Raw genomic sequence first — 20,441 nt, 5'->3', positions numbered from 1 at the left:
TGCCTAAGGCCGCAGCCCCTCCGGGGCTGGCGTGGCTCAAGCGCCGCTCGGGCTTGTCGCGCATTTCACTCTGACTTCGTTTGAGTGGAATGCGCTCTAAGCGGTACCGGACGAGTTGCCTTCGCCCAGAGCGGCCTGCGCCGCCGCGAGGCGGGCAATCGGCACCCGGAAGGGCGAGCACGACACGTAATCGAGACCGGCACTCTGGCAGAACGAGATCGAGGCGGGATCGCCGCCATGCTCGCCGCAAATGCCGAGCTTGAGGCCGGGCCGGGTGGCGCGGCCGCGTTCGGCGGCGATGCGGATCAGTTCGCCGACACCGGCCTGATCGAGGCTGGCGAAGGGATCGCGTTCATAGATGCCCCGCGCCCGATAGACTTCGAGGAACGGGCCGGAATCGTCGCGGCTCATCCCAAAGGTGGTCTGGGTCAGGTCGTTGGTGCCAAACGAGAAGAACGCCGCGGTTTCGGCGATCTCGCCCGCCATCAGGGCGGCGCGCGGCAGTTCGATCATGGTGCCGACGAGGTACTTCACCGCGTAATTCTGCTCGGCGAAAACCGCCTGGGCTTCCTTGTCGATCGCGTCCTTCAACAGGTCGAGTTCCTTGCGGGCGCCGACCAGCGGGATCATCACCTCGGGCACAACGCTGCGGCCGGTCTCGCGCGAGACATGGACCGCCGCCTCGAAGATCGCCCGGGCCTGCATCTCGTAGATTTCGGGATAGGTGATGCCAAGACGGCACCCGCGATGGCCCAGCATCGGATTGGATTCGTGCAGGGTGATATTGCGGGCGCGGATCAAGGCGGGATCAACCCCGGCTTCCTTGGCCACCTCGGCGATTTCGGCGTCGGTGTGGGGCAGGAATTCGTGCAGCGGCGGATCGAGCAGACGGATCGTCACCGGCAGGCCGCGCATGATCTCGAACAGCTCGATGAAATCCTGGCGCTGATAGGGCAGCAGCTTGGCCAAAGCGGCGCGGCGGCCCTCTTCGGTTTCGGCCAGGATCATTTCGCGCATCGCGATGATGCGGCGCGGATCAAAGAACATGTGCTCGGTCCGGCACAGGCCGATACCCTCGGCCCCGAACTTGCGGGCGGTGGCGGCGTCCTGCGGCGTTTCCGCGTTGGCGCGGATTTTCAGGGTGCGGATGGTATCGACCCACTCCATCAGCGTCGCGAAATCGCCGGTCATCTCGGGCTGAATCGTCGGCACCGCGCCCAGGAAGACTTCGCCGGTCGAACCGTCGAGGGTGATGACGTCGCCCTCGGACAGCACCTGGCCGGCAACCTTCATCTGGCGGGCGGCGTGATCGACCCGGATTTCACCGGCACCGGCGACGCAGGGAGTCCCCATGCCACGGGCGACGACGGCGGCGTGGCTGGTCATGCCGCCACGGGTGGTCAGGATGCCTTCCGAGACATGCATGCCGCCGATATCCTCGGGGCTGGTCTCGACCCGGACCAGGATCACCTTTTCCTTGCGGATGTTGACCCAGTTTTCGGCGTCCTCGGCCGAGAACACCACCCGGCCCGACGCCGCACCCGGCGAGGCGGGCAGGCCGCGAGCCAGCACGGTGCGGGGCGCCTTGGGATCAAGGGTCGGGTGCAGCAACTGGTCAAGCGAGGCGGGGTCGATGCGGCGGATCGCTTCCTTGCGGGTGATCAGCCCCTCGCGCGCCATATCGACGGCGATCTTCAGCGCCGCCTTGGTGGTGCGCTTGCCGGTGCGGGTCTGGAGCATCCACAGCCGCCCCTGCTGCACCGTGAATTCCATGTCCTGCATATCGCGGTAATGGGCTTCGAGCTTGTGGCGGATTGCGTTCAGCTCCTTGAACACCTCCTGCTGGCATTCTTCCATCGCGGGCAGGGTCGAGTTCTGTGCGTCCTTGCCCTCGATGGTGATCTGCTGCGGGGTGCGGATCCCGGCAACGACGTCCTCGCCCTGGGCGTTGACGAGGAATTCGCCATAGAATTCGTTGTCGCCGGTCGAGGGATTGCGGGTGAAGCAGACGCCGGTCGAGCAATCGTCGCCCATGTTGCCGAACACCATCGCCTGGACATTGACGGCGGTGCCCCAGCTTCCGGGGATGTCGTGGAGGCGGCGATAGGTAATGGCGCGCTGGTTCATCCACGAGCCGAACACGGCACCGATGGCGCCCCACAACTGCTCGTGGACATCCTGCGGGAAGGGACGGCCGAGAACGTCCTGCACCTTGCTCTTATAGCGGACGATGACCTTCTTCCAATCCTCGGCGGCGAGGTCGGTGTCGAGATGAACGCCCTTGTCGTCCTTCGCCTCTTCCAGAATTTCCTCGAAATTGTGGTGGTCGATCCCCAGCACCACGTTCGAGTACATCTGGATGAAGCGGCGATAGCTGTCATAGGCAAAGCGCGGATCGTTCGAACATTTGGCCAGCCCCTCGACCGACAGGTCGTTGAGGCCGAGATTGAGGATGGTGTCCATCATCCCCGGCATCGAGGCGCGCGCGCCCGAGCGGACCGAGACCAGCAGCGGGTCGTCGATCGAGCCGAAGGTGCGGCCCAGGGTTTCCTCGACCTTGGCCAGGGCCTCGATCACGTCGGTCTTCAGGGTATCGGGGTAGACTTCACCATTATCGTAATAATAGGTGCAGACCTCGGTGCTGATGGTGAAGCCGGGGGGGACTGGAATGCCGAGATTGCTCATTTCGGCCAGATTGGCCCCCTTGCCGCCGAGCAGATTCTTCATATCCGCTCGTCCTTCGGCTCTACCACCGCCAAAGCTATAGACCCATTTCGTCATGGTCAATCTCGCGCCCTTCAGTGTCTGAACGAAAATTGCGTCCACGCCCGCCCCGGACGGAACTTTGCGCCACGATCATGCTCTTTCGCGGAACGAATGACCAGTCGGGAGTGTGACGCAAAGGTGTCGTTTGGGGGAGTTTCCTATCCTTCGATCTTGCCGAAATCGGCGACCCGGCCCATCGCCGTTCCGATCGCGGCCAGCAGACCCAGCCGGGCGAGTCGCAGATCGGGCTGGTCGGCGTTGACCGTCACCTGTTCGAAGAAGGAATCGAGCGGGCGGCGCAGGGTGGCCAGCGCCGCCATCGCGGCGGCGAAATCCTCGGCCTGCAACGCCGCCTCGACCATCGGTCCGACGCGATCGAGCGCCGCAGCCAGGGCCTGCTCCTCGGCCTGAACCAGCCGGGCCGGATCGACTGGGGCGGCGAAGCTGGTGCCGTCCTTCTTTTCCTCGATCCGGACGATGTTGGCGGCGCGGCGATAGGCCACCAGCAGGTTGGAGCCGTCATCGGAGGCGACGAACGAGGCCAGCGCCTCGACCCGCTTGCGCAGCAGGACCAGATCGTCCTGACCACCCAGCGCGAACACTGCGCTGATCAGATCGTGGCGGATGCCCTGTTCCTTCCAGGCGACGGCCAGCCGGTCGGCAAAGAAGGAGAGCAGGTCATTCGCTGTTTTCTCTCCAGATGGAATGTTCATATATTGGGAGAGAATGACATTCTCTAGAATTTCTTCTTCTGAGCAGTGTTCTCCGCCGCTAATTACGATGTAATCAGTGTCGTAGTTTACGTCGGTCACGCCGACACGCAAGGCAGAAGACCCGTCTTTCTTGAAAAGAAAGCGTTCTCCCGCAAAATGGGAAGTGTATTCCCTCCAGGATTCTTTGAGCAAATCGCCCAATTTTACCCGAAGATCATTCTCGACGATCAGGCGGATCACGCCGAGCGCGGCGCGGCGCAGCGCGAACGGGTCTTTCGAACCGGTCGGCTTTTCATCGATGGCAAAGAAGCCGACCAGCGTGTCAATCTTGTCGGCCAGCGCGACGGCCACCGCGACCGGCGCGGTCGGGCAGGAATCCGACGGTCCCGCCGGCGAGTAATGGGCGGCGATGGCTTCGGCGACCTCGGCCGCCTCGCCGTCATTGCGGGCGTAATAGCGCCCCATCACGCCCTGAAGTTCGGGGAACTCGCCGACCATTTCCGACGACAGATCGGCCTTGGCAAGCCGACCTGCGCGTTTAGCTTGGGTGACGTCGGCACCGGTGCGGGAGGCTATCTTGCCCGCTAGCCTGTCGATGCGACTAGCCTTGTCAAACATCGAGCCGAGACCGGCATAGAAGGTCCGTTCCATCAGCTTGGGCAGGCGCGAGTCGAGGCGGCGGCGGCGGTCGGTGTCCCAGAAGAATTTCGCATCGGACAGACGGGCGCGCAGCACCCGCTGATTGCCCGAGACGATGGCCGCGCCGCCATCGGTCGCCGCCATGTTCGAGACGACGATGAAGCGAGGGGCCAGGCTGCCATCGGCCTTCAACAAGCTGAAATATTTCTGGTGGGCGCGCATCGAGGTAATCAGCACCTCGGCGGGGACGTCCATGAAGGCATCGTCGATGCTGCCGATCAGCGGCACCGGCCATTCGACCAGCCCGGCGACCTCGGCGAGCAGGCCCTCATCGTCCTTCAGCGTCAGCCCCTCGGCCCGCGCCAGCGCCAGCGCGCCGGTCAGGATCGTGTCGCGCCGTTCGGCGGGATCGAGGATCACCTTGGCGGCGCGCAGACGCTCGGCATAATCGGCAAAGCCGGTGACGGCGAAAGTCGCGGGCGCGAGGAAGCGGTGGCCCCGGGTGACGTTACCGGCCGTAACCGGGCCGAACTGGACCGGGATCACCGCACCGTCGAACAGGGCCAGGATCGACTGGACCGGACGGACCCAGCGCACGGAATGGGTGCCCCAGCGCTGCGATTTCGGCCAGGGGAAGGCGGCCATCGTCGCCTCGACCACCTCTTTCAGCAGATCGACGGTGGCGCGGCCCTTGCGCTCGATCACCGCGAACCAGAACACGCCCTTGCCGGTGTCGCGCTGTTCCAACTGCTCGACGGCAAGCCCGGTCGATTTCAGGAACCCGTCCATCGCCTGGGCCGGGGCACCGACGCGGGGGCCGCGCTTTTCCTCGGACAGATCGGGACCGGCCAGCGGCAGCCCGTCGAGCGCCAGCACCAGACGGCGCGGCGTCACCAACGCGCGGGCAGACTCGAACGCGATGCCCCCGGCGGTCAGGCCGTCGGTGACGAGGCGGCGCAGATCGTCGGCGGCGCGGGCCTGCATCCGGGCGGGGATCTCTTCGGAGAGGATTTCCAGCAGAAACTCGGCCATGATCCTCACGCCTCCTGGGTGCTGGCGGGGCGGCTGGCCAGCCAGCCTTCGCAACATGCCTTGGCCAGGGCACGGACCCGGCCGATATACGCCTGACGTTCCGCCACCGAGATCACGCCGCGCGCGTCGAGTAGGTTGAAGCGGTGGCTGGCCTTGATGCATTGGTCATAGGCGGGCAGGGCGATTCCCTTCGCCAGCAGGGCGCGGCATTCGGTCTCCGCATCCTCGAAATGACGCAGCAGCATGTCCGTGTCGGCGTGTTCGAAATTGTGGGCGGAATATTCCTGCTCCGCCTGAAGGAAAATATCGCCGTATTTGACGCCGTCATCGTTGTAGCGAAGGTCGTAGACGTTCTCGACCCCCTGGATGTACATCGCCAGACGTTCCAGACCATAGGTCAGCTCGACCGCGACCGGGTCGCATTCGATGCCGCCGACCTGCTGGAAATAGGTGAACTGGGTCACCTCCATCCCGTCGCACCACACTTCCCAGCCCAGGCCCCAGGCCCCGAGCGTCGGGCTTTCCCAATCGTCTTCGACAAAGCGGATGTCGTGTTCCATCGGGACGATCCCGAGCCTCCGCAAGCTGTCGAGATACAGCGCCTGCGGGTCTTCGGGACTGGGCTTCAACAGCACCTGGAACTGGTAATAATGCTGGAGGCGGTTGGGGTTCTCGCCATAGCGGCCGTCCTTGGGCCGCCGCGACGGCTGGACATAGGCGCACTTCCACCGGTCCGGCCCCAGCGCGCGCAGCGTGGTGGCGGGGTGAAAGGTGCCCGCGCCCACTTCCATGTCGTAGGGCTGGAGGATGACGCAGCCCCGCTCGGCCCAAAAGGCTTGCAGGGTCAGGATCAGACTTTGGAAACTGGGCGCTTGGGTGCCGGTGCTGGCCATGGGGAACCGCCGTGGCAAAGGGGGGGACGATCAGACGGCCGCAACCCTAACCACGGGGCCTGGACGGGTCAAGCGTAGGAGCCCGCGAAATCAGGACGTTCGCGAGCGCCGCGCCTCCTGCCGCTCTTCGTTGATGCGGCGCAGGATCGGAGTCAGCACCAGTTCCATCGCCAGACCCATCTTGCCGCCGGGGACGACGATGGTGTTGCGGCGGCTCATCCACGAATCCTTCAGCATTTGGAGTAGATAGGGAAAATCGACCTCGAAGCGGTCGGGCTTGCGGAAGCGGATCACCACCAGGCTTTCGTCGGCGGTGGGGATGTCGCGGGCGATGAACGGGTTCGAGGTATCGACCACCGGCACCCGCTGGAAGTTGATATCGGTCAGCTTGAATTGCGGCAGGATATAATGGATGTAATCGTGCATCCGCCGCAGGATCGTTTCGGTCACCGCTTCCTCGGAATAGCCGCGATGGCGGGTGTCGCGGTGGATCTTCTGAATCCATTCCAGGTTGATCACCGGCACCACCCCGATCTTCAGATCGACATGGCGGGCGCAATTGCTGTCTTGGGTGACGATGCAGCCGTGCAGCCCTTCATAGAACAGACAATCGGTGTCCTGCGGAATCTCGTCCCAGGGAGTGAACTGGCCGGGGCCGATGCCCTGATCGACGAACGGTGCCGCTTCGTCCTCGTTGTGGATATAGAGCCGCCGCCGCCCGCCGCCGGTCGCGCCATAGGTGGCGAACAATTGTTCCATCTCGGCGAACAGATTCGCCTCGGGGCCGAAATGGCTGAAGGTGCGGTGGTTGCTTTTCTCGGCCTCGATCATCGCCCGCTTCATATCGGCGCGGTTATAGCGATGAAAGCTGTCGCCCTCGACGATCGCCGCCTTGATCCCTTCGCGGCGGAACATGTGCTCGAAGGATTCCTTGACGGTGCTGGTCCCCGCCCCGGATGACCCGGTGACGGCGATGATCGGATGCTGCTTGGACATTCTCTACGCCCCTTCGAAACGGAATGGGTTCCCCCCAGGTGGCACGAACCGGACCCGATCCGTGCCACCCCCCAAGGTTCAGCCGAGTCCCAGCCGGGCACGCCAGCCGGGATAGAACCGGTCGGCATCGTCGGGGAAGGATTCGAAGGCTCCCTTCAATTCAGGATGGGCCTTGGCGTAATCGACCAGATCGACGCCTTCGACCCAGGCTTGATGGGCCTGACGCAGCGACAGCGCGCCTGCCACCGCGCCGGCCTTGTGGCCGAACGCGCCGCCGCCCGAGGTCTGGATCACGTTCGAGTGACCCAGATTGGCGAAGAAGCCCGGCAGCCGAAGCGCGTTCATTCCCCCGGAAATGATCGGGGTGCACGCCTTCATCCCGTACCAGAACTGACGGTAGAACGGCCCGTCGGCTACTTCGCGCTCCAGCATGTAGGCGACCGCCTTCTCGGTGGAATCGCCCTCCATCTTGCCAAAGCCCATCGTGCCGGTGTGAATGCCGCTGGCCCCGATCAGCCGGGCCATCTTCATATGGACCAGCACGGAATAGCCGCGCATCGACTGGCTGCTGGTCACCGCGCCGTGTCCGGCACGATGGTAATGGAGGAACTGGCCGGGGAAGTTGCGGCGGCAGGTCGTCACTGCGGTCGGCCCGGCGACATAGCCATCGACCAGGAAGGCGACGTGGTTGGCGTTCTCGGCAAAGGTCTCCAGGATGTAATGGCCGCGCGCGATCATCTCGGCCGGATCGTCGGCGGTGATGTTGGCCGAGAACAGCTTGGCCTGACCGGTGGTGTCCTGCGCCCGCTTCATCGCGTCGGCGACCAGCCGGATCGTCTCCTTCAACGGAGCGAACACCTGATTGCCCTGCGGCTCGTCGTTCTTGATGAAATCGCCGCCCAGCCAGAATTGGTGGCAGGCGTCGGCGAACGGCTGGGGACGCAGGCCCAGCTTCGGCTTGATGATGGTGCCGACCACCATCCCGCCATTGACCTGGGGCCGCCCCAGCACCCGCCACATGTCGGCGATGTTGCAGGCGGGACCATCGAACAATTGCAGATAAGCGGGCGGCACGTAGAAATCGTGCATCTTGGCGTATTCGACGTCCGACATGCCCTGATTGTTGCCGATGGTCAGGGTCAGGAACGAGGCGATCATCGCCCGCCCGTCGATGATGTTGCGGTCGAACAACTCGACCGGATAGGCGATCTTCATCACCTCGCGGGTTTCGTCGATCTCATAGACCAGCGCATCGACGCCGCGGGTGAAATCGTCGGTGGTACAGACCTCGACATTGGTCCCGGTCGAGGATTCGGCGGCGAAATGGGCGGCGGTGGCCAGATAGCCGTGGCCCGATCTCGGCTTCATCCGGTAGGCGCACAAGACGTGGCGGCCCCCCGCGATCAGGCCTTCCTCGGTCAGGGAAAGATTGGCATAGCGGCTGGACTGGTCCATCGGCGTCGGTCTCCAAGAGGGCGTCGGGTCCATCCCCACCTTAAAGGCGGGGCGATCGGGCTGGACGCTACTGTGACCGCTTCGAGCCGGGGCGAGAACACCCGGAGGGGGAGTAGGGGCAATTAGATGGGCAGGGATTTTTCCACCCGAACGGAGGGGAAACGGGCGGTTTCGGGCGGTGGGGCGGTGCGCCCATCCCGACACAGGAGAAGGGGCGCCCCCAAGGGGGCGCCCCTCCGTCGATCTACGTGCTTCCGCGATTTAACGCCGCAGATCGATCTCGACGCCCGCCTCGCCCGAGAATTCGACCAGGATATCCTCGTCGCGGACGATATACTGACAGGCAAGACGATAGCTCGGCGGAGAGTCCTTCGTCTCAATCTTTTCCAGCAGAGCCTTGTTGAGCTTGCCGTTGACAGACAAGGTCAGCTTTTCTTTTTCGGTCAGGTGGCTCGCCAGCGGCGGATTATCACCCAAAACCGATACTTTGATAAGACAGGAACCGCATTCTCCATCCTGGCACTGGCAGGGAATCGGAATGTCGTTCTTCTTGGCCAGGGCCAGAAGGGTCTTGGTATCGCCCGCCACCGCGTAAACGGTGACATCCTTATCCAGGATGGGCGAGCTGAAGGTCACGTTCGCCATGCTTTTCCCTCTCTGCATGAATCGGGGAGATCGGGCCGCCGCCCCCTTCCGGCGGACGTCATCACGGTTCCGTTTTGATGATGATCCCGACAGCTTCGGCCAGTGACAGTGTCAGCGGCGTGATGCCCTCGACTTCCAGGAACCGGATTTCGTTGCGGGTCAGATCCTCGGGCACCACGGCATAGCGCGGACCGCCGGAATGTTTGGCGATCTGGCGGGCGAAGGTGCGGAGGATCTGGTCGTAGAAACGGCATCCCAGAAAGACGAATCCACGCCCGGCGCGTCGCTGTTTGACCGCGTCGGGAATGGGGGTCTGGATATCGATCTCGGTCAATACCTCGACGTAATCGGAATCCGAGACCAGGACGTCCCCGGTGGGCTGGGCGGCGCCGTGTGGTTTGTAGAGAAGGGTGGTCCAGGCGGTGGCGGCATCATCGGGCAGAATCGCGCCGTCGTGATCGACGGTGCGTGACCATACCCCGCCGTCAAGCCGACGTGCCTTCGATGCGCCCTGGATCTGGCCCCAATCGGTGCGGCCCCGGGCGGCGAAGGCTGCCCGCATCGCGCCATCATACCAAGTGTCGACAATCATCGGCAGCGCGTCTTGCCCGGCCAGCCACAGATGCAGGGCGTTGGGCGGCGGGATCGGCTGGAAGATTTCCGCCATCAGCCGGTCGAGGGTGACGCGGTGACGGCTGGTCTCGATATATTGGCTGGCGTGCCACAGATTGTTGCGAAAGCGCCCCGGCACCGCGACGCGCGAGCCGAGCAGATGGGCCAGCGGCCGGGCTCCGATCGGCACCGGCGGTTCGGCATCCAGGGCCAGAACCTCCGGTCCCAGAAAGGGAATCAGCCGTCCGGCGGCGATTCCGGCCCCGATTTCGGCGGCCAGCGCGGCGGGAGAGGAGGAGGGGGCGGGGGGGTGTGTCATGACGCGAGGCTCCGGGGCGGCCGCGTCAATCCTCGTCGCCGATTTTGCGGGCTTCGACGGTGATCGGCAGCTTGGTGTCGGCGGGCATGTCGGGCATGGCGAAGCTCCAGCCGTTGGCCAGCTTGACCTTGCCGCCCCACGGCGTGCCGTTTTCCATCTCGACGATTTTTTCCTCCAGATCCTTCTTCGGAACGTAGATTTCGTACTTCTCGCCGATCTTGCGCAGCATGACCTTCATGACGGGTTCCTTGGCAGGGAAGAGGATGGAGGCGGGATCAGGACGGCGGTGCGTCCGGAGCCTTTTCGAGCAGCTTCAACTCGGCGGCGCGCATCCCGACCAGACGCGCGGTTTCGATGAAGTCGATCGCATAGATGTAATAACGGTTGAGATAGGATCCGACCGAATGGACGTACCCGATCTCATCCTTGCGGATCAGCACTTCGCCCATCTTGGCGCCGGGAAAGGTGCCGTCATTGCGGACGTCGCGGAGCGCAACCACCTTGTCGCCTTTTTCGAAGACGGGCGGTCCCCACACTTCGACGGGGGCTTGCTCGACCATGACGGTTCTCCTTTTCCCGGCGCGCCTAGACGGTCGGTCAGGCTTTGACGATGGCGTCGGCCGGGCACACCGCCTGGCACTTCGGCGCTTCGCCATCACATTCGGTGCAGGCCGACGCCTTGATCACATAGACGTCGCTCTTCAGGCTGATCGCGCCGTTCGGGCACTCGAATTCGCAGGCGCCGCAGGACGTGCACTCGTCAGCATTAATCGTAAGGGCCATGACACTCTCCTTATTTTAGTCAGGCTATGGTTCAGGCGATGCTGGCGGCCTCGATTTGGACGCCGAACCGTTCGGCGTACCAGGCCGCCACAGCGCTCTCTATATACTCGAACGGATGGGTATCGACCGCTTCGATTCCGGCTTTGGCGAGATCGTCGCGCGGACAGCGCCCGATCTTGGACACGAAGACGGTCTCAATCCCTTCCAGGGCGGCCAGGATCGTCGGCATCCGCTCGTCGTCCCCCTCTCCGCCCAGGCAATAATTATCAGCCTTGCGCAGCCCGGAAAAGCGTACACCCGAGGAATCGACCTCAAAGACGTGGAATTCGCGGGCATGGCCGAAATGCTGGTTGATCCGCCCGCCGCCCTTGGTGCAGACCGCGACCAGTCGGGCCGGAGCCGCCGTGGGGGCGGTCTGGGCCAGACCGGCGGTTGCGGCGGCGACGGCGCGGGCGCGGTCGGCCCGTTCGCGCGCCACCACTTCGCGGTAAACCCGGCGGGGTTCGGGATCGACCACCGGGGCCTCGGGAATCTTGTCCAAGGTGAAGTCGCGCGACAAATCCTCGCCCAGCATGCCGACGGCATCGGCGCGACACTGGCGGCAATGGCGCATCAGATGGGCTCCGCCGCCCAGACTGTCCTGGACCGCCTTGACTTCGGCGGCGGTCGGGCCGCGCTGGCCGTCGAGGCCGAAGCGGGTGCCGTGCGACGGATCGGAAATCAGCGGCATCACATTGTGCAGAAACGCGCCACGCGCCTTGATCGCCTTATTGACCTCGATCAGATGGCGGTCGTTGATGCCGGGGATCAAGACCGAATTGATCTTGACCAGCACGCCCTTGGCGGTCAGGCGCTCCAGCCCTTCCATCTGGCGGTCGAGCAGGATCCGCGCCGCCTCGATCCCGGTGTAGCGGCGACCGTTGAAGTAGATCCAGGGATAGATCTTGGTCGCGATCTCGGGATCGACCGCGTTGATGGTGATGGTGACGTGGTCGATATTGTACTGGGCCAGTTCATCGACGTGGTCGGGCAGGGCCAGACCGTTGGTCGAGATACAGAATTTGAGGTCGGGCATCTGCGCGGCGACAAGACGGAAGGTCTCGAAGGTCCGTCGCCAGTCGAACAGCGAATCGCCCGGTCCGGCGATGCCCAGCACGCTCAGTTGCGGCACCTTGGCCGCCACGGCCATCACCTTGCGCGCCGCCTGTTCGGGGGTCAGTCGTTCGCTGGTGACGCCGGGGCGGGACTCGTTGGCGCAATCGTACTTACGGTTGCAGTAATTGCACTGGATGTTGCAGGCGGGAGCAACCGCGACATGCATCCGGGCGAAGTAATGGTGGGCTTCTTCGCTGAAGCAGGGATGGTCCTTGATCCGCTCCCAGACCTGTTCGGGGACGTCGCCACGATCGGACGGCGCGCCGCAGGAGGACGAGGCGCATCCGCCAGCCGGGGGAACCGGCATGGACCGGGTGATGCTGCTTAGGGGAACGACATTGCCAGACACCGGCGGCCTCCTCGTCAGGGCTCGAATAAGCCTATCTAAGCAAGGAGGATGCCAACTGCAAAAATGGCGGAAATGCTATGGTTTTAGCGGGATTGTCGGCTGTCGTATCCGCGACACAGGGTGACAAACCGTCGCGGATACGACAAAGCCGAAGCTCAGGAGGCGGCGGTGTCCGACGTCGGGCGCCGCGCCTGCCAGCTTCGCTTGAGCAGGGTATAGAGTCGGATTTCGGTCTGCTGGCGGGAATCGAGCCGGGTGGAAAGCTCGCTTCGGGCCAACTGGATCAATTCGGGCACGACCCGGGGCGAAGCCAACAAGGTGGTGACCAGTTCGCGCCGGATCAGCGGCGGGTAGCCCAGCACCTCGCGCAGCAGCGCCGCCTTGACCCCCAGCGGAATCCGTTCGCTGACGAACAGCCGATCGACGCACATCGCATAGATGCCGAAATCGAGCTTGCCCGCGACCTGACGGGTGAAGTCGAGGAACTCGTCCAGGAACGCGCCATCGGAAATCCGCCCCTCGGTCAACAGCCGGATCACGTCGAGAAAGGCGCGATAGCGTTCGCGGGCCGGGCCGACCGTGCCGCCCAGTTCGGCGGCCAGATCGCGAATCCGCGCCTCGCGGAACCCGGCGCGGATCAGCGCCTCGGCCGAATCCCGCACCTGGGGAGCAAAAGCGGATTCCTCGATCAGCGCGAAAAGCTGTTCGTAGCGGTCGCGGTCGCGGCCCGACATCTTGCTGGCGGCAACCCCCAGCGGGATCAGCGCGGCGCGGGCGACCTGCCCATCGCGGGCGACGATCGCCGCCATCGACAAGGCGGCGGCGTCGATCACGGTGCCGTCCAGCAGATCGTCGGTAATCACCAGACGGGAGCCGGGGGCGAGGCTGAGATTGGTGTCGAGCGCGCCACATTCCATGAAGTGCGCCGCCATGTCGGCAGGCGCGCCAGGGGTGGCGCGGACAAAGGGGGTCGGTTCGGGTGCCATCGGTGGCATTGAGCCACAGGACCTAGCCATCGGCAAGGAGAATGCCCCGCCACCGACGGCGGTGGCCTCTTCGCCGGTCAGAGCTGGCGGACCTCGATATTATGCTTCTTCAGGGCATAGCCGATCTGGCGGGGGGTCAGTCCCAGCATTCGCGCCGCCTTGGCCTGGACCCAGCCGCACTTCTCCATCGCCTGGACCAGCCGTTCGCGCTCGGACAGGTCGGATTCGTCGTCCACGCCCGCCTCGCCCAACGGGGCGGCGGGACAGGGCGGGGCGGTAAGCGGTCCGGTCGGCACCGGAATCGGGGCGGAGACCCGACCGGTTCCCGGAGTCGGGCCGGGTGACGGGATCGCGGCCTGCGGTCCCTCGGCTCCCGGACGCTTGTGGTGCCACAGGGTCGAGGACAGACAGATATCGTGCTGACAGAGCAGGTTCAGTTCGTCGATCTGATCGCCCTTGGTCATCGTCGCGGTGCGATAGACGCAATTTTCCAGTTCGCGGACATTGCCGGGGAAATAACAGCGCTTCAGCACGTCAAGCGCCTCGCCCGAGAAGGACAGGCTGCGCCCGTTCTCGCGGTTGAACTGGTCGAGGAAGAACGAGGCCAGCAGGGGGATATCGCCGGTCCGCTCGCGCAGTGGCGGCAGGAAGATCGGCACGACGTTAAGACGGTAATACAAATCGGCGCGGAAGCTGCCGTCGGCGACCCCGGCTTCCAGGTCGCGGTTGGTCGCGGCGATCAGGCGGACATCGACCTTGATGGTGCGTGCCCCGCCGACCCGCTCGAACTCGCCTTCCTGCAACACGCGGAGCAGCTTGGCCTGGAAGCCTGCGGAAATCTCGCCGATTTCGTCGAGGAACAGCGAGCCGCCATTGGCCAGTTCGAACCGGCCCTTGCGTTCCGCCACCGCGCCGGTGAACGCGCCCTTTTCATGGCCGAACAATTCGGATTCCAGCACGGTTTCCGACAGGGCAGCGCAATTGACCTTGATGAAGGGCTTGCGCGCCCGCTGCGACAGGCCGTGGACGGCGCGGGCGACCAGTTCCTTGCCGGTGCCGGATTCGCCGCGCAGCAGGATCGTCGCCTTGGTCGGCGCCGCCTGCTGGACCTGGGCGAAGACGTTGGCCATCGCCTCGGAGGTGCCGACAACGTCGTCGAGTCCGCGCACCGGCTGGGCCTGGGCGACCTCGGTAATCTTTTTTTGCAGCCGCTTGGCGTCGTCCATCAGCATTTCGCGGTCGGCCAGAACCTTGCGGTGCAGCCGGACGGTCTGGGCGATCAGGGTCGCGACCATGGTGAGGAAGCGCAAATCGTGTTCGTAGACGACGAAGGATTGTCCGTCCTGGGCGCGCTCGACCGACAGCGCACCGATGGTTTTTTCGGTGGTCTTGATCGGGACGCAATAGAAAGCGATCCGCTCGTCCTCCAGCGCCTCGTTGTTGCCGGCACAGGATTCCAGCAAGGGCTCGTCGGCGATGTCGGGCACCACCATCGGGATGCTGGTCGAAATCACCTGAGCGGCGGCGGCATAGGGATATTTCAGCGCCCCCGCCCGGGCCGCCTGAAGCGACATCCCGGTGACGGCGGCCAGGACCGGCTTGTTTTGCTCATCGCTCAGCACCACCGCGCCGTGCCTCATGTTGAGGTACGACGACAGCACGTTCAGCACTTCGCGCAGGGCCTGATCGAGATCAAGCGTCGCGCCCAGAATCTTGCTGATCTCATAAATGCCGATCAGCGGCAGGGCGCTGTCATCAATCCGTTCCCGCGTCGAGCGCATATCCGAAGTCCTGTCTGCCATCACGATAAACCACCTCTCCGGACAAAGTGTTATCCGGACCGCCGCATTTGTCCCCCCTCGTATGATGTGGGGCACATTGTTAAGCAAATCCAGTCGATGCGTCCACCCTCAACTCTCCGTGACCGCCGTGCTCCGATCTGGCATAGTCGATGCATATCCATTTCGCAGGCGATACCGGAAACGGAGCAGAGCGATGCGCTGGGGCTTATCGAAATGGGGAGGGGGCGGGCTGGCGCTGTTGGGCGTCCTGGTGGCCGTGTCCCCCGCCCGCGCCGTGCCCCCGCTGCCGCTTGACGCTCTTTGCTCCGCCGAAGTGACCACGGCGGAGCGCAGCTACGGCATCCCGTCGGGTCTGCTCCAATCAATCTCGATCCTCGAATCCGGCCGGTACGATTCCGGCCGCCGGGCAACAATTGCCTGGCCGTGGACGGTGATGGCCGAGGGGCAGGGGCGATATCTTCCCACCAAGGCCGAGGCGATCGCCGAAGTCCGCCGACTGAAAGCCCGCGGCGTGCAAAATATCGACGTCGGCTGCATGCAGGTCAATCTGCGCTACCATCCCACCGCCTTTGCCGATCTGGACGAAGCGTTCGATCCCGCCGCCAACGTCGCCTATGCCGCCCGCTTCCTCACCGGCCTGCACGACGCGACCGGCCACTGGCCGACGGCGGCGTCCTATTACCATTCCCAGACGCCCAGCCTGGCCGCTGCCTATCGCGAGAAGCTGATGCGAATCTGGGATCGGATCGGCGGCGAGGACGATACCCCCCGTCTGGCCTCGGTGCGGCGGATCACGCCGCCGCAATCGCGGCCCGTCCCGGCTCCGACCGCGTTGGCTCGCGCCGAACAGGACCGCCGGGCCGCCCGCGCCAAGGTCGATGCCGGTCGGGCCGAGGAGGTCCAGATCGCCGAGGCCTATCGGATGGCCCGTGTCGCCGAGTACCAATTGCGCCGGGCCCGCTATCAGGAAGTCCGCGCCGCGATGTTGCTGGCCCGGCGCTGATTGTCCCGGTCGGGATCGGCCGCAGGCGCGGGGGCGTGTCGCCCCCGGACCCCGCTCACTCTTTCGGGGCTGCCGCGTCGTCTTCGGCGCGGGCCGCCGTCGCTTTGCGGTGGCCGTTATAGGCGCTGTAGATGGCGAAGCCGAACAGGCACAAGATGAAGCCGAACAGCACGTACCATTTGCTGTCGCCCAGCCATTCCTCCAGCTTGCGCCCCATGAAATAGCCGCCCCAGGCGAAACAGTGCGCCCACAGACCGGCGGCGATCAGGTTCAGAACCAGATACTTGACCCGGGCGACCCCGGCGATGCCGACGATGAAGGGGGCGATGTTGCGGACGCCGTAAATCCAGCGGAAGGAGAGGATGAACAGCGCGGGCGAGCGTTTCAGCGCCTGGAAGGCCCAATCGATCCGCCCGGTCAGACGGGGCCATCGATGCAGCAGCGGCGCTCCATAGCGTCTGCCAATATAAAAATAGAGCTGATCGCCGAGAAAGCTACCGCACCAAGCGGCGGCGGCAAGCAACTCGACATTGATCGGAAACCGGCCCTCGGAAGCAAGAATACCGGTCACGAGGACGACGGTTTCACCTTCCACAAAAGTCCACGCAGCGATGAACAGGTAAAGAAGGAAGCCGTATTCCTTGAGGATATGGATGATAAGATCTTCCAAAGCGGCTCCCGGGTAAAGGGCCAGACCGAACACGCGTTTGCAAAAATCCGGCAACAAAGCCGGGGCGTCAACGCCCAATTTCAGACGTTACGAAATCGTCACTGCACCGGAGCAGCCGAACCGAGCGGGCGCAACCGGTTGACATGGCCCATCTTGCGGCCGGGACGGGCCTCGGCCTTGCCATAGAGATGGAGGCGGGCGTCGGGGTCCGCCAGTATTTCTTGCCAGCGATCAACGTCGGCCCCGATCAGATTGGTCATTTCGGCGTCGGAATGTCGCGCCGCCGAGCCCAGCGGCAGACCGCAGACCGCGCGGATGAATTGCTCGAACTGGTCGGTCAGGCAGGCATCCATCGTCCAATGCCCGGAATTGTGCGGGCGGGGCGCCATTTCGTTGACCAGCAGGCCGGTGGGGGTGACGAACATCTCGACCGCCAGCAGCCCGACCACGTCCAGCGCCAGGGCGGCGCGCCGCGCGATGTCGATCGCCTGGGCGGCGGTGGCGGGCGAAATCGGGGCGGGAACGGTCGAGGTGTCGAGGATATGGTGGCGGTGGACGTTCCAGGCCGGGTCGAACGCAGCCCAGGCCCCGTCGGCCCCGCGGGCGACGATCACCGAAATCTCGCCTTGGAAGTCGATGAAGCCTTCGAGGATGCCTTGGCCGCTGCCGTCCAGCCCGGTTCCCAGCGCGGCCCAGGCTTCGGCCGGGTCGGTGCTCTCGTCGATCCGCACCTGTCCCTTGCCGTCATAGCCCATTCGCGCGGTCTTCAGCACCGCCGGGCGGCCGATCTCGTCCAACGCGGCGGCAAGCTCGGCGGCGGAGGTGACGGCCCGCCACGGCGCGGTGGCGATGCCCAGACCGTTGAAGAAGCGCTTCTCGTCGATCCGGTCCTGGGCGGTCTCCAGCACGTTCCAGCCCGGCCGTACCGGCACCAGCGAGGCCATCAGCCGGACGCTGTCGGCGGGGATGTTCTCGAACTCGAAGGTGACGACATCGACGGCGCGGGCAAAGGCGGCGATCGCCGTCTCGTCGCCGTATGCCGCGACGGTGGCGGCGGCCGAGACCTGGGCGGCGGGACTGTCTTGCTCGGGGGTGAAGATGTGGACGCGATAGCCCAGCCGGGCGGCCGCCAGCGCAGCCATCCGGCCCAACTGGCCGCCGCCGATGATGCCGACGGTGCTGCCCGGCGGCAGCGGAAAGCGCGGGTCGACGGTACTCACGGCCGGATCAGATGCGGAGACTCGAGATCGACCGGGGCGATTGCGACGGCCTCGGTCTGGCGGGCGCGCCACGCATCCAGCGCCGTCGCGACGGCGGGATCGAGCAGGGCCAGGACCGACGCGGACAGCAGCGCGGCGTTGATCGCCCCAGCCTTGCCGATCGCGACGGTGCCGACCGGAATGCCGCCCGGCATCTGGACAATCGACAGCAGGGAATCGAGGCCCTTGAAGGCGCGGCTTTCGACCGGCACGCCGAACACCGGCAGCGGGGTCATCGACGCGGTCATGCCGGGCAGATGGGCGGCGCCGCCCGCTCCGGCGATAACGACTTTCAGCCCGCGCGAGCGTGCGGTGGTGGCGTACTCGACCAACCGGGCCGGAGTCCGGTGCGCGGAAACCACCCGGGTCTCGAAAGAGATTCCCAGGTCGGCCAGCGTTGCGGCGGCGTGCCGCATGGTCTCCCAGTCGGACTGGCTGCCCATGATGATGCCGACCACGGGCCTCGAAGCGTCGTCCATTGCGGCTGCCTCGCCGAAAGGGGAAGGAAAGGCCGGGATTATAGGGATCGGAGGGCGCGGCGCAAGCCCGTATTGCCGGGCGGGCTTTCCGGAGGCGATGACGCAACGCTTGACAGAGGGTATCGGTCAAAGTTATATCGTCCGCCTTCCCGTTGGGGCGGAGTAGCTCAGCTGGTTAGAGCAGCGGAATCATAATCCGCGTGTCGGGGGTTCGAGTCCCTCCTCCGCTACCATTAGAAAAGCCCGTCAAGTCAAGCACTTGGCGGGCTTTTTGTTGGCTGACGGCGATCGGGGGGCTCCCGCGCTATCCCCAGATCAGCGCGGTACTTTTCAGCCACAGCGCCAGCACCACCAACCCGGCATCAAGCACGCAGGCGACGGAAAAAAGGTGGAGGGCGCGGTGGATGTCGGCGAGATCGGCCTTGGTGCGGCCCCGTCCCATCCATTTTTCCTCGACGACGAGGCCGGGATAGCGGCGCGGACCGCCCAGGGCGAGGTCGAGCGCCCCGGCGCAGGCGGATTCGGGCCAGCCCGAATTGGGCGAGCGGTGGTGGCGGGCGTCGCGGACCATCGTGACCAGGGCATTGATCGGGCGGCCCTTTGGCACGAATGGCGCAGCCAGGACCAGCAACAGACCGGCCAGCCGGGCCGGGATCAGGTTCATCGCGTCGTCGAGACGGGCCGAGACCATCCCGAAGGCGCGATAGCGCTCGGTACGGTAGCCCACCATCGAATCCAGCGTGTTGACGGTCTTGTAGGCGATCAGGCCGGGCAGGCCCAGCACCAGATACCAGAACACCGGGGCGACGACGGCATCGGAGAAATTCTCGGCCAGGGATTCAATCGCGGCGCGGGCGATTCCATGGCCATCGAGCGCGTTGGGGTCGCGTCCGACCAGCCGAGACACGGCATAGCGCCCGGCCTCAAGCCCGTTCTTCTGGAGGGCGACGGCGACATCGTGGACGTGCTCGAACAGCGAGCGCTGGGCCAGCAGGGTCGCGACCAGGAACAGTTCGGCCAGCCAGACGTATGGCAGCGTATGGGCGAGGGCCGAAATTAAGCCCCCCGCCGCCGCGCCGAGGGCGATCAGCCCGACCGCCATCAGTCCGCCGCGCCAGCGCCGCGCCCGGTCCGAGCGTTCGGGACGGTTCAGTCTGCGTTCGAGGATTTCGATCGCCTGACCGATCAGCGCAACCGGATGGGGAACCCGCCGGAACAGCCAGGGCATGTCGCCCAGCAAGGCGTCGAGACCGATGGCCAGGAACAAAATCAGCAGTGGATCGGGGGCGAGGGCGGTGGGCGTCACGGAACCGGCCAAACGGCGTTGTGAAGGAGGGGAGGGGGCACACCAAACCCCGGCCCCGATGCCGGAACGGCTCGAGGTCCGGGGTGGCGGAACCGAACTGTCTTAATTGTTTTTGGCGCCTTGCTTGATCCAGAGCCGGAAGGTGTCGCGGTCGCATTGCGACAATTTCTTTTTCCCGTGCGGCATCCGGATCGAGGGATCGACCTTGTGGTCGATCAGACGCATCAGGCTGCTGGTCTCGGGTTCGCCGGGGGTGATCATCGGGCCGAACTTGGTGCCCTTCATCAGCCCTTCGTAGGAACTGAGGTCGAGGCCGCTGGCTTCGGTTCCCAGTCCCCCCTTCTGATGACACTCGATGCATCGGCCGACGATGATGGGGCGGATATCCTCGGAATAACTGACGGCGTCTTCCTTGGCGGACGCTGATCCTGCGGCTCCAAGAACGATCGCGATAGCAACTAAGGCAAGAGATCGTTTCATTCTGCCCTCCCTCCCTGGGAGAATTATGAACCTCATACCCAGTTTGTCATAAGTCGGGCCGAATGCAATGGCGATGCGGACGGGGCGGATATCTCCGCC

19 protein-coding genes and 1 tRNA gene are annotated in these 20,441 nt (G+C 64.8%); 2 read left to right on the top strand and 18 right to left on the bottom strand.

Translation table 11 applies throughout. The features are described from left to right. Nucleotides 1-96: 96 nt before the first annotated feature. From ppdK to nifA, 13 genes are all read right to left on the bottom strand, one after another. A complete protein-coding gene (ppdK, locus tag BLW40_RS07920; protein ID WP_074767268.1) occupies nucleotides 97-2,781 on the bottom strand; it encodes a pyruvate, phosphate dikinase in 2,685 nt (894 codons plus the stop codon). Nucleotides 2,782-2,924: 143 nt separating this feature from the next. Continuing rightward, entirely contained in the window at nucleotides 2,925-5,150 is a 2,226-nt protein-coding gene (gene glyS, locus BLW40_RS07915; protein ID WP_074767266.1) for a glycine--tRNA ligase subunit beta, read from the bottom strand. Between the two features lie 5 nt (nucleotides 5,151-5,155). Then, entirely contained in the window at nucleotides 5,156-6,043 is an 888-nt protein-coding gene (locus BLW40_RS07910) for a glycine--tRNA ligase subunit alpha (protein ID WP_074767263.1), read from the bottom strand. Nucleotides 6,044-6,133: 90 nt separating this feature from the next. Continuing rightward, the gene (locus tag BLW40_RS07905) at nucleotides 6,134-7,039 is read right to left on the bottom strand and encodes a phosphoribulokinase (protein WP_074767261.1); all 906 of its coding nucleotides are present in this window, start codon (nucleotides 7,037-7,039) and stop codon (nucleotides 6,134-6,136) included. A 78-nt stretch (nucleotides 7,040-7,117) separates the two neighbouring features. After that, the gene (locus BLW40_RS07900) at nucleotides 7,118-8,494 is read right to left on the bottom strand and encodes a ribulose-bisphosphate carboxylase (protein WP_074767258.1); all 1,377 of its coding nucleotides are present in this window, start codon (nucleotides 8,492-8,494) and stop codon (nucleotides 7,118-7,120) included. Nucleotides 8,495-8,755: 261 nt separating this feature from the next. Next, nucleotides 8,756-9,139 carry a 2Fe-2S iron-sulfur cluster-binding protein gene (locus tag BLW40_RS07895; protein WP_074767255.1) on the bottom strand — a complete coding sequence of 128 codons (384 nt, stop codon included), beginning with the start codon at nucleotides 9,137-9,139 and terminating at the stop codon, nucleotides 8,756-8,758. A gap of 61 nt (nucleotides 9,140-9,200) precedes the next feature. Further along, a complete protein-coding gene (locus tag BLW40_RS07890; protein WP_074767252.1) occupies nucleotides 9,201-10,070 on the bottom strand; it encodes an SIR2 family NAD-dependent protein deacylase in 870 nt (289 codons plus the stop codon). Between the two features lie 25 nt (nucleotides 10,071-10,095). Continuing rightward, complete coding sequence (gene nifT / locus BLW40_RS07885) at nucleotides 10,096-10,308, bottom strand: putative nitrogen fixation protein NifT (protein WP_074767249.1); 213 nt, start codon at nucleotides 10,306-10,308, stop codon at nucleotides 10,096-10,098. A 37-nt stretch (nucleotides 10,309-10,345) separates the two neighbouring features. After that, on the bottom strand, nucleotides 10,346-10,630 hold the full coding sequence (locus tag BLW40_RS07880; RefSeq protein WP_074767247.1) for a nitrogen fixation protein NifZ: 285 nt from the start codon (nucleotides 10,628-10,630) through the stop codon (nucleotides 10,346-10,348). 37 nt (nucleotides 10,631-10,667) lie between these two features. Continuing rightward, nucleotides 10,668-10,853, bottom strand: coding sequence for a 4Fe-4S binding protein (locus BLW40_RS07875; protein ID WP_074767244.1), 186 nt, complete (start codon nucleotides 10,851-10,853; stop codon nucleotides 10,668-10,670). Nucleotides 10,854-10,884: 31 nt separating this feature from the next. Continuing rightward, nucleotides 10,885-12,315 carry a nitrogenase cofactor biosynthesis protein NifB gene (gene nifB / locus BLW40_RS07870; protein ID WP_244511095.1) on the bottom strand — a complete coding sequence of 477 codons (1,431 nt, stop codon included), beginning with the start codon at nucleotides 12,313-12,315 and terminating at the stop codon, nucleotides 10,885-10,887. Nucleotides 12,316-12,512: 197 nt separating this feature from the next. Then, nucleotides 12,513-13,343 (bottom strand): hypothetical protein, encoded by an 831-nt coding sequence (locus BLW40_RS07865; RefSeq protein ID WP_074767239.1) that lies wholly within the window; start codon nucleotides 13,341-13,343, stop codon nucleotides 12,513-12,515. A gap of 77 nt (nucleotides 13,344-13,420) precedes the next feature. Beyond that, nucleotides 13,421-15,124 carry a nif-specific transcriptional activator NifA gene (gene nifA / locus BLW40_RS07860; protein WP_083386691.1) on the bottom strand — a complete coding sequence of 568 codons (1,704 nt, stop codon included), beginning with the start codon at nucleotides 15,122-15,124 and terminating at the stop codon, nucleotides 13,421-13,423. 214 nt (nucleotides 15,125-15,338) lie between these two features. Here nifA and BLW40_RS07855 point away from each other — a divergent pair, with 214 nt between their 5' ends. Further along, nucleotides 15,339-16,148 carry a lysozyme family protein gene (locus tag BLW40_RS07855; protein ID WP_074767234.1) on the top strand — a complete coding sequence of 270 codons (810 nt, stop codon included), beginning with the start codon at nucleotides 15,339-15,341 and terminating at the stop codon, nucleotides 16,146-16,148. Nucleotides 16,149-16,203: 55 nt separating this feature from the next. Here BLW40_RS07855 and BLW40_RS07850 read toward each other — a convergent pair whose 3' ends face one another. From BLW40_RS07850 to purE, 3 genes are all read right to left on the bottom strand, one after another. Continuing rightward, nucleotides 16,204-16,818: a DedA family protein gene (locus tag BLW40_RS07850; protein ID WP_074767479.1), complete on the bottom strand. Its 615-nt coding sequence runs from the start codon at nucleotides 16,816-16,818 to the stop codon at nucleotides 16,204-16,206. A 98-nt stretch (nucleotides 16,819-16,916) separates the two neighbouring features. Next, nucleotides 16,917-18,038 (bottom strand): 5-(carboxyamino)imidazole ribonucleotide synthase, encoded by a 1,122-nt coding sequence (locus tag BLW40_RS07845; RefSeq protein WP_074767231.1) that lies wholly within the window; start codon nucleotides 18,036-18,038, stop codon nucleotides 16,917-16,919. Beyond that, on the bottom strand, nucleotides 18,035-18,556 hold the full coding sequence (purE, locus tag BLW40_RS07840; RefSeq protein WP_074767228.1) for a 5-(carboxyamino)imidazole ribonucleotide mutase: 522 nt from the start codon (nucleotides 18,554-18,556) through the stop codon (nucleotides 18,035-18,037). Before purE ends, BLW40_RS07845 begins: the two co-directional genes overlap by 4 nt. Nucleotides 18,557-18,712: 156 nt before the next feature. On the opposite strand from purE, the gene BLW40_RS07835 reads away from it, so the two are divergent. After that, a tRNA-Met gene (locus tag BLW40_RS07835) sits at nucleotides 18,713-18,789 on the top strand. Nucleotides 18,790-18,860: 71 nt separating this feature from the next. Here the strand turns inward: BLW40_RS07835 and cbiB are convergent. Beyond that, nucleotides 18,861-19,862, bottom strand: a complete 1,002-nt coding sequence (gene cbiB / locus BLW40_RS07830) for an adenosylcobinamide-phosphate synthase CbiB (protein WP_083386697.1) — start codon at nucleotides 19,860-19,862, stop codon at nucleotides 18,861-18,863. Between the two features lie 102 nt (nucleotides 19,863-19,964). Beyond that, nucleotides 19,965-20,342 (bottom strand): c-type cytochrome domain-containing protein, encoded by a 378-nt coding sequence (locus tag BLW40_RS07825; RefSeq protein ID WP_074767223.1) that lies wholly within the window; start codon nucleotides 20,340-20,342, stop codon nucleotides 19,965-19,967. Nucleotides 20,343-20,441 lie beyond the last annotated feature (99 nt).

Origin of the sequence: Magnetospirillum fulvum, from assembly GCF_900108475.1 — a bacterium.
GTDB lineage: Bacteria > Pseudomonadota > Alphaproteobacteria > Rhodospirillales > Magnetospirillaceae > Phaeospirillum > Phaeospirillum fulvum_A.
This window is presented reverse-complemented; position numbering and strand designations above follow the sequence as displayed.